Genomic DNA, 8,611 nt, shown 5'->3' with positions numbered 1-8,611 from the left:
TACCTCTTCCTCGACCTGCCCGTGTTCGGCGGCCTTGTCGCGGCAATTGCTCGAGGAGGCGTTTCGCGCGCGCTTTGCCGGGCAAAGCGCGCTGGACCCGGCGCAGGTTGCAGTATGGCTGCGCGAGAACGCCTCGTACGCCACTCCGCACAGCCAGCGCAGCATCGCCAGGGTGCAGGTGCGCATCCCTGAGCAGGCCAGCCGCCTGGAGCTGATGACGCTGATCGACACCACCGAGGCGGCGCTGGGTACCCCGGTGCAGACCGCCGTCAAACGCGCCGATGAACAAGCCTTCGCGCGCCTGAACGGGCAAAACCTGATGTACGTCGAAGATGCCGCGCGCAAGATCCAGTTGGCCCTTGAGGGGCGATTTGCCGCCTCCGGCGTCAGCGTGCGCCACCTGGAAAGTCTGCACCCTCACGACGCCGTGGCCCGGACCTCGAATTACTTGACCTGAAAGCGCCCGTGTAACCGGGCCCATCATTAAACATCGCAACGGACGTTTTCTTTCCATGACCACCGCTGTCACCCCCAAGCCCGCCTCGCGGTTGCGCTCGATCGATGCCCTGCGCGGGCTGATCATCCTTTTCATGCTGCTGGACCACGTGCGTGAAACCTTTTTGCTGCACCGCCAGGTCGGCGATCCGATGGATGTCGCCAACACCGCGCCAGAACTGTTCTTCAGCCGTACCCTGGCGCATTTGTGTGCGCCGTTGTTTGTGTTCCTGACCGGGCTTTCGGCGTTCTTGTATGGCGAAAAACACAGCGGTCGCCGCGATGTGTCGGCGTTTCTGTTCAAACGCGGGCTGTTTCTGGTGTTTCTGGAGTTCACCCTGGTCAGCTTCGCCTGGACGTTCCAGTTCCCGCCGACGGTGATTTATCTGCAAGTCATCTGGGCCATCGGCCTGAGCATGATCGCCCTGTCGGTGCTGGTGTACCTGCCGCGCCCGGCACTGGCTGCCTTGGGCGTGCTGATCGTGGCCGGGCACAACCTGCTCGATAGCCTGCATTTCGGCGTCGAGTCTGCGATGCATATTCCGTGGGCGATCCTGCACGACCGTGGCTGGATCGAGTTCTCGGACAACCTGCGCCTGCGCACGTCCTACCCGCTGCTGCCGTGGATCGGCGTCATCGCGCTGGGCTATGCGGCTGGTCCATGGTTCGGCAGTGCCGCCAGTGCGGCCGCACGACGCACCAAGCTGTGGCTGTCCGGCCTGGGCCTGCTGATCGGTTTTGTGCTGCTGCGTCTGCTCAACGGTTACGGCGAAAAACCCTGGAGCGTTGGCGAGACTGGCGTGCAGACCGTGATGAGCTTTTTCAATATCACCAAATACCCGCCGTCGCTGCTGTTTATCAGCCTGACGCTCGGACTGGGTCTGCTGTTGCTCATCGCCCTGGAACGCTGGCAGGAACGCGCCTGGCTCAAACCGTTGGTGGTCTTCGGTGCGGCGCCGATGTTTTTCTATCTGCTGCACCTGTATGTGCTGAAGTTTTTGTACCTGATCGCGGTGGCTGTGTGGGGCTTGAATCAGGGTAAATACTTCGGTTTCGACGGGGTAGGTGCGGTGTGGCTGTGCTCGGCGGTGCTGGCCGTCGTGTTGTTCCCGGCAGTCAAGTGGTTCGCAGCGCTCAAGGCCCGGCGCCGGGACATTGCCTGGTTGAAGTACCTTTAACGCGGACAATAAAAAACCCGCCGAAGCGGGTTCTTTGTCCCAGACCATTCCAACTCCCTGTCGGCAGTATCCTTTCTCGGTCGATCGTCCTTGATCCTGGTGAGCATCCTGTTCACCAGTGGTTGGATCCAAATATAGGCCTGTGCGGCAGGGCAGGAAATAGCGATCTTGCCCGCCGGCGTGTAAGCCTTTGGCTATAGCGGTGTCAGAAGTGATTCTGGTGTCAAAGACTCGCTGCTGGCCTTTTGACGAGATCAGAAATACTGCTAGTGACTCAAGAAAAAATCGGGATAATCGCTTGGAATCAAGATTTTCCTGGCGCGCTGAAGAAAAAATGCGGTTCGGGACCAAAGACTCAAGGATTTCTGCGATGAATCTCGTTGGATACGCTTGGCTGCAAGCCTCACTGCAGCTTTCAGCTTTTCCTTTGCACCGACCGGCAAAGGTTCAGCCAGTCACACGGATCGAGCGGATCGGAGAGACCTTGGCCGTGCCGCTCAACAGTGCGCCCGCGCCTGACGATTTGTTGGGACATCTACTGTTTGCACTCAAGCATGAAGGCATCAACCTTGCCATCCTGGCTCAAGCGTTGCCGCAAATACCGGCAGCCGTACTGGAAGCTGAATTGCAAAAAGCGCCAAACGGTATTTACATCCGAAAAGCCTGTTTTTTACGCGAAGCTTTTACCGTTGAAGAAATACGTCAGCATTCTCCTGTGCGAGGTGTATTTGTCCCTCTGTTCGACCCTGATCTCTATGTCACCATGCCGGGGGAGCGTAATCCTCGCTGGCGGGTTGAGTTCAATGGTCTCGGAACACTCGCCTATTGCGCCACGGTTGAACGCACACCAGAGATTGCTGCGCTTCTGGCGCACGATATTCTTGCCCGTGCTGAGGACTTTATTCAAAGCCTGCCCTCGGCCATGATGGATCGCGCCATTAACTGGGCTTATCTCCATGAAACTCAGGATTCGTTCGCTATAGAGAAAGAGTCGCCAAGCGAAGACAAGGCACGCAAGTTCATCCAGTTGCTTCGGCAGGCGCATGAACGGATGCCATTGAGCGAGGATTATCTGGTTCATTTACAGAATGCGACGATATCCAATCCTTACGACACGGCTGCGGCATTTCGCCATGAGCAAAACCATCTGGCCAATGGCTTGCAAGGCGCTGCAGGGGTCACTTACGTTCCGCCTGAGCCAGATCTTTGCCGTGAACTGATGGCGCAGTTAATACGCTTGGGGAACGACGCGTCAGAGCGCCTCGACCCACTGGTTGCCGCCGGGATCATTTCATTTGGTTTTGTCTTTCTGCATCCGTTCATGGACGGCAACGGTCGCCTGTCTCGCTTTCTGATTCACCACACATTGTGCCGAGCCGGGGCGCTGGAAAATGGGTTGCTTCTGCCCGTTTCTGTCGCAATGAAGCGCGAAGAACGACTCTATCTTGAAACGTTGCAAATGTTCTCTCGGCCGGCGCGCGAGTTCTGGAGTGTTCAGTGGATTGATCATGGCCGATTTTCATTCGAATTCACTGGTCATCCTGCCATTTACCGATTCTGGGATGCTACGCCTGGCGTCCGTTTCACTCTTGAGATGGCAAAGCGGGCGCTTGAGGTCGAGCTTCGTGAGGAAACGATCTTTCTTGAAAACTATGACAACGTCGTGCGAGCGGTCAATGAGAGGTATGACGTCCGCGGCAGCGATTTGGCCAACCTGGTCATGATGTGTCTGATGAACAATGGAAGCGTTTCCAGGAACCGTCGCAAGCAGTACCAGTATTCGGTTCAGGCTGAGGTATTCGATTACATCGAGCAGGTTGCGCAGGCTTTGCTCAATCAGCAGGAACTGGAAAAACAAGAGGCGCAGGACGAATCAGGGCTGCTGGGTTGACGATGCCCCCGTGCGTTAAACACGAAGCTTACAGGCAATAAAAAACCCGCCGAAGCGGGTTCTTTGTCCCAGACCATTCCAACTCCCTGTCGGCAGTATCCCTTCTCGGTCGATCGTCCTTGATCCTGGTGAGCTTCCTGTTCACCAGTGGTTGGATCCAAATATAGGCCTGTACGGGAGGGCAGAAAATAGCGATCTTGCCCGACGACGTGTAAGCCTTTGGCTATAGCGGTGTCAGAAGGGATGGCCGGATCAACCATTCGTCTAACCCTCTGCACTTGCAGGCTCGTGGCGTTTCCCAGTGGTGTACGCAGATTTTCTGCGTCTGAGCTGGAGAGTGGTCATGGACATAGATGAAAAAGCGCCGGGCAATATTTCCCAGAGTCCGGTCACGCGGTCTACGGACAATGAAACCGGCTTTGACCCCAACGCCTCGAACGAGCCAGACACGGGTAACACCGCACCATTGCCGCCCGACATTCCCCTTGATGAGGATGACGAGCCTTCGCCGGGCAACCGGATTTGAGTCAACCCTCAAGAGCCCGCTGGTTAAGGGGCTCGCTTTTGATCAGGCGTTTTTTTCTTTTCAGTCAGCAGGTTCAGGATCTGCGTTAGAACCGGGTCCACGTACTGGTCGGTCCTGAACATATTGGCATGAATGGTCAGCCCCTCCAGGCACACAAAAATCATCGCTGTCATGCCTGGCACATCGACATCGTCGAGCGATTCCAGGCAACGGGCGATCATGTTCTGGATGGCGATCTTGTGTTCGCGCAGCACGTCGGTGATCGCCGGCACCGTAGTGCTGAACTCCTCCGAAGCCTTGATAAACATGCAGCCATGAAACCCGGGTGAGTTGAACCAGCGGCGGTGCCATTCGAAGATTTCCGTGACCTTTTCGATGCCGCCCTGCACTGCATCGACACTGCCTTGCAGGTCTTCGATGAACAGCCTGTCGCGCAATACCAACACTTCTCTGACCAGCCCGTCCTTGGTGCCGAACTGTTTGTACAGGGTCATTTTTGCGACCCCGGACTCAGCAATGATCCGGTCGATACCGACGCTGCCATAGCCGTACCTGGAAAACAGCGCCAGGGCCACGGCCAGAATCTCTTCGCGCTTGCTCATAATTGATAGCTATTGATTCCAGTAAAACGATAGTGATGGATGATTTGCTGTCATTTTGCAAGCAGGATAAATTTCGCTTGTAGGTAGACAGGTCTGTCTATTTTTTCGGAGATTAGTCATGAATCGACTGTACATCAAGCTGGCAGGCGACCAACCGCTGCCGCCACGTCCCGGCTTGCGGCAGATACTCAATGGTCTGATCGGCGGCACAGTGGGCATCGGCGTGATCGCCTGCCTTACCCAGGTGTTTGGCATGCCGCTGATGATGGCCCCTTTGGGCGCCACGTGCGTATTGTTGTTTGCGCTACCCGATACCCCTCTGGCGCAACCCCGTAACGTGATCGGCGGGCACTTTCTCGCCAGCCTGGTCGGTATTCTGTTCGCCAAATACATCGGCGTCAGCCCGCTGTGCATGGGCCTGGCCGTCGGCCTGGCGATTGCCCTGATGCAACTGACCCGCACCCTGCACGCGCCGGCCGGTGCCAACCCGCTGGTGATCATGACTGCCAGCGCAGTGGGCTGGGATTTTTTGCTGACGCCGGTGCTGGCGGGCTCGGTTATTCTGGTGTCGATTGCGCTGGTGGTGAATAACGCTGATGCCAAACGTAGCTGGCCGCGTTACTGGTAGCGTCAAGTCGCGGACGGCAGTAACGAGTCGGTATTCGATGGCTCGGTGGTCTGCGTTTCACTGGACGATGCCGGACTGGCGAAACGGCCTTCGTCGAACAACTCTTCCACGGTATCCCAAAGGCTCAACAAGACACCCTTCGGCCATTCAGGGGCGTCGTACGTGCTCATGATGATCTTGCTCAGCATCTCGCCTTGATAGTTGGCCGGGTATTGCGCACGCTCGATGGCGGGCAGCGCCCGATAGTGCTCAAGTGTCTGTTTAAGCGTCTCGGTTATCTTGCCAGTGGCGTTGTACTCATCCGTGCCCTGCCTGGAGATCATCTGCCGCCAGGCCTGCTCTTGAGCAGACGCCGCTTCCCAGGCGGCGCGTCGTTCATCGATGGTAAAGGCATCGCTCTCGTCATAAGTAATCAGGGCCAGTTGCTCGCGTGACAAGTCCTTGAACGGATTACTGGCGTTGCCGCTGAGAAAGTCGGTGGCCTGGCGAGCACGTGCCAGGCGCTCGGCGTCATCGCTGTCCGGTACCTGGGCATCGTTCAAGGCTTCATCGACTTTACGGCTGTCGCTGAGCAGTTTGCTGACCAACTCTTTGGCTTTTTGCGTCAACTCCTCTTTATCCAGCGTGTTATCGCGAAGTTCGGCGCGTGCGGCGGCTTCGCTCAACTGACGGGCCAGTGAGGACACAATAGCGGTGGCGGCTGCTCTTCGATGCACCACGTTGTCCGAGCCGTCGCTGTCCGATGCGCGCGAAGAACCGACAGCCGGCGTTGTGGCCACGGCGTTATTGACCGCCACGGTGAAACTGGAAAGAGGACTGAGCATGGGGTTCATCCTTGACGGTGGTAGGTGCATTCCCTTGCGGGCTGGCCCGTATCTCGAGTTTAACGGCAGGAAAACGCGATGCTTGAGCACGCGTCTGACGCCGCCTGACTGTGAGCGCCTTCTCATCCTCGATACGTCCGATGAACCAATGCGCCTATCCAGCAACAAAGCCTCCTGCACATCCCAGTGCCCGTCGATAAGGAATCACGCACATGCTGGAAAAACTGCTGCTGGCGGCTTTGCCGGTCGTCATGACCAATGCCTTTGCCCTTGAACCCCAACAATGGTCTGCCATCGAGCCCGCCGTGAAGGCGGCGGTGGAGTGCCGTCAACCCTTGGCCGTGGACACGCTTAAAGGCATTACCCCGGATTCTCCTGGCAGCTGGACACTGACACCTCCCGGCGCTTTCAGCGTATTTGGCCTGCCGGTGACGCGGGTCGAGGTTTATATCGATCCCGATGGCGAGCTGGGGGCCAGCTATACGGCGGTGATCGAGAAACACAGCCTGCAGAAGGTCCAGCAGCAGGTGAAGGCGGCGGGCAAGAAAGGTCTGGTCGGTGAGTTGGCCGCGGGCCAGGCGCATGGCCCGCAGCAGGTGGAGGTAAACTGTGTGGTGGCCGAGGGCTAGAGCCTCTTAGTTGCGCGTCACGCGCCACACGGTATTGGACAGGTCGTCGGCAATGATTACCGCCCCGCGTGGGTCCACGGTCACACCCACAGGTCGGCCACGGGTCTTGCCTTCGGCGCTGCGAAAGCCGGTCGCGAAGTCTACCGGTTCACCGGCCGGGCGGCCGTTGTCGAACGGTACGAAGATCACCTTGTAGCCCACCGGGTTATCCCGGTTCCAGCTGCCGTGCTCGCCAACGAACACGCCATTGGCGAATTTTTCGCCGATGGCCGTGATCGAGAACGCCACGCCGAGTGCGGCCACGTGCGAGCCGAGGCTGTAGTCCGGCTTGACCGCCGCCGCGACTTTTTCAGGGTTCTGTGGCTGCGCGCGGGTGTCGACGTTCTGCCCCCAATAGCTCCAGGGCCAGCCGTAAAACGCACCTTCACGTACCGATGTCAGGTAGTCGGGCACCAGGTCCGGGCCCAGTTCGTCGCGCTCGTTGACCACCGTCCACAGTTGTCCGGTGCCGGGCTGAATGGCCAGGGCGGTCGGGTTGCGCAGGCCGGTGGCATAGGGTTTATGCGCACCGGTCTGGGCATCGATCTGCCAGACCATGGCGCGGTCGACTTCTACTTCCATGCCGCGTTCGGTGACGTTGCTGTTGGAGCCGATACCGACATACAGGAAACGCCCGTCAGGGCTGATGGTCAGCGCCTTGGTCCAGTGATGGTTAACCTGTGAGGGCAGGTCGGTGATCTTGACGGGTGGCCCACCGGCCTGGGTTTGCCCGGTCTGGTAATCGAAGCGCACCAGCGCATCCTGGTTGGCCACATAGAGCTTGCCATCGGCAAAGGCCAGTCCATAAGGCGCGTTCAGGTTGTCGGCGAACACCGTTTTCAGCTCGTAGACACCATCGCCGTCGGCATCGCGCAGCAGGGTCAAGCGGTTGCCGCCTTTGACCTTGGTATTGCCTTGCGCCTTGATGTAGCTGGCAATCACGTCTTTTGGCTTGAGTTTGGCCGCGCTGCCGCCACGGCCTTCGGACACCAGAATGTCGCCGTTGGGCAAGACCAGGGTCTGGCGCGGGATTTTCAGGTCGGTCGCAATCGCGGTGATGCTGTAACCCTGCGGCACCGTGGGCTTCTGATCGCCCCATTCGGCAGGTTCGGCAATCTTCATGCTTGGCAGCAGACCGCTTTGCGGCGCTGGCAGTTTCGGCTCGGGGCCGCGTGCCTGAGTGCTGTCCGCTTCGCCGCCGCAGGCGCTTAGCAGCACGGCCATGCTCAGGACCGTCAGTGTGCTGGCGTGTCTCATCGTGCACCTCCCGAGCGCAGATTACTAAAGCCTGTCCATGCCGCGACAACGGACAGCAAGGTGACGATCACCGAGAGAGTCAGGCCTGCGGGCATGGCCGCCCAGGCGTCCCTGGCGTGGACAAACGCGTTGATCAGCCCAAGGACCCACGTCACCAGCAGCAACAGCAAATACACCACCGGCCGCCCGGCCTTGGGAGTGGCGCGCAGCAGGTTGGCAATCGCAAACAACCCCGCCAGGCCACAGAACAGCAGCGCGCCGGCAATCAGCCAGGAAGCGAAGTTGCTCCATTGAATCTGGTAAGTGTTGTAGTAGGCGATGTCGTTCAGCAGCGCGCCCAGAAACAGCGCCACGGTTCCGCCAAGCAGAATGGCGTGAAGTGGGCCGGGCACACTTCGGTAAGGGGGATGATCATTCACGGTCACAGCGGCGCTCCTTATCGTTCACGGTCCAGGGCAGACACTGCCCGCGCAGGAAGATGGATCGTGTGATCAGCGCGTTAGTTCAGCGTGATGATGGGGCTGACATATCTTGTAACTCTG

The 8,611-nt window shown here is 58.6% G+C and carries 10 protein-coding genes; 6 read left to right on the top strand and 4 right to left on the bottom strand.

Annotated elements, in window-relative coordinates:
• The 4 genes from ACYP2A_RS09985 to ACYP2A_RS09970 form a co-directional block, all read left to right on the top strand.
• On the top strand, window positions 1–457 hold a 457-nt coding region (locus ACYP2A_RS09985), incomplete at its 5' end, for a GTP cyclohydrolase, FolE2/MptA family (protein ID WP_459744811.1).
• Between the two features lie 55 nt (window positions 458–512).
• The gene (locus ACYP2A_RS09980; RefSeq protein WP_459744809.1) at window positions 513–1,673 is read left to right on the top strand and encodes a DUF1624 domain-containing protein; all 1,161 of its coding nucleotides are present in this window, start codon (window positions 513–515) and stop codon (window positions 1,671–1,673) included.
• 370 nt (window positions 1,674–2,043) lie between these two features.
• A complete protein-coding gene (locus ACYP2A_RS09975) occupies window positions 2,044–3,564 on the top strand; it encodes a Fic family protein (protein ID WP_459744807.1) in 1,521 nt (506 codons plus the stop codon).
• A gap of 343 nt (window positions 3,565–3,907) precedes the next feature.
• Complete coding sequence (locus tag ACYP2A_RS09970) at window positions 3,908–4,090, top strand: hypothetical protein (RefSeq protein ID WP_459744806.1); 183 nt, start codon at window positions 3,908–3,910, stop codon at window positions 4,088–4,090.
• A 23-nt stretch (window positions 4,091–4,113) separates the two neighbouring features.
• Here ACYP2A_RS09970 and ACYP2A_RS09965 read toward each other — a convergent pair whose 3' ends face one another.
• Window positions 4,114–4,692 (bottom strand): TetR/AcrR family transcriptional regulator, encoded by a 579-nt coding sequence (locus tag ACYP2A_RS09965; RefSeq protein ID WP_459744804.1) that lies wholly within the window; start codon window positions 4,690–4,692, stop codon window positions 4,114–4,116.
• 118 nt (window positions 4,693–4,810) lie between these two features.
• Here ACYP2A_RS09965 and ACYP2A_RS09960 point away from each other — a divergent pair, with 118 nt between their 5' ends.
• On the top strand, window positions 4,811–5,320 hold the full coding sequence (locus tag ACYP2A_RS09960; protein WP_459744802.1) for an HPP family protein: 510 nt from the start codon (window positions 4,811–4,813) through the stop codon (window positions 5,318–5,320).
• 2 nt (window positions 5,321–5,322) lie between these two features.
• Here the strand turns inward: ACYP2A_RS09960 and ACYP2A_RS09955 are convergent, their stop codons facing one another.
• On the bottom strand, window positions 5,323–6,144 hold the full coding sequence (locus ACYP2A_RS09955) for a hypothetical protein (RefSeq protein ID WP_459744800.1): 822 nt from the start codon (window positions 6,142–6,144) through the stop codon (window positions 5,323–5,325).
• Between the two features lie 212 nt (window positions 6,145–6,356).
• Here ACYP2A_RS09955 and ACYP2A_RS09950 point away from each other — a divergent pair, with 212 nt between their 5' ends.
• Window positions 6,357–6,773 (top strand): hypothetical protein, encoded by a 417-nt coding sequence (locus ACYP2A_RS09950; RefSeq protein ID WP_459744798.1) that lies wholly within the window; start codon window positions 6,357–6,359, stop codon window positions 6,771–6,773.
• A gap of 6 nt (window positions 6,774–6,779) precedes the next feature.
• Here ACYP2A_RS09950 and ACYP2A_RS09945 read toward each other — a convergent pair whose 3' ends face one another.
• Together ACYP2A_RS09945 and ACYP2A_RS09940 are read right to left on the bottom strand one after the other, a co-directional pair.
• Window positions 6,780–8,069: a PQQ-dependent sugar dehydrogenase gene (locus ACYP2A_RS09945; protein ID WP_459744796.1), complete on the bottom strand. Its 1,290-nt coding sequence runs from the start codon at window positions 8,067–8,069 to the stop codon at window positions 6,780–6,782.
• On the bottom strand, window positions 8,066–8,494 hold the full coding sequence (locus ACYP2A_RS09940) for a DUF2231 domain-containing protein (RefSeq protein WP_459744794.1): 429 nt from the start codon (window positions 8,492–8,494) through the stop codon (window positions 8,066–8,068). Before ACYP2A_RS09940 ends, ACYP2A_RS09945 begins: the two co-directional genes overlap by 4 nt.
• Between the last annotated feature and the right edge of the window lie 117 nt (window positions 8,495–8,611).

This window comes from Pseudomonas sp. 3A(2025), from assembly GCF_054589175.1.
Note: the sequence above shows the minus strand (reverse complement) of the source record. Positions and strands in the feature narration are given on the sequence as shown.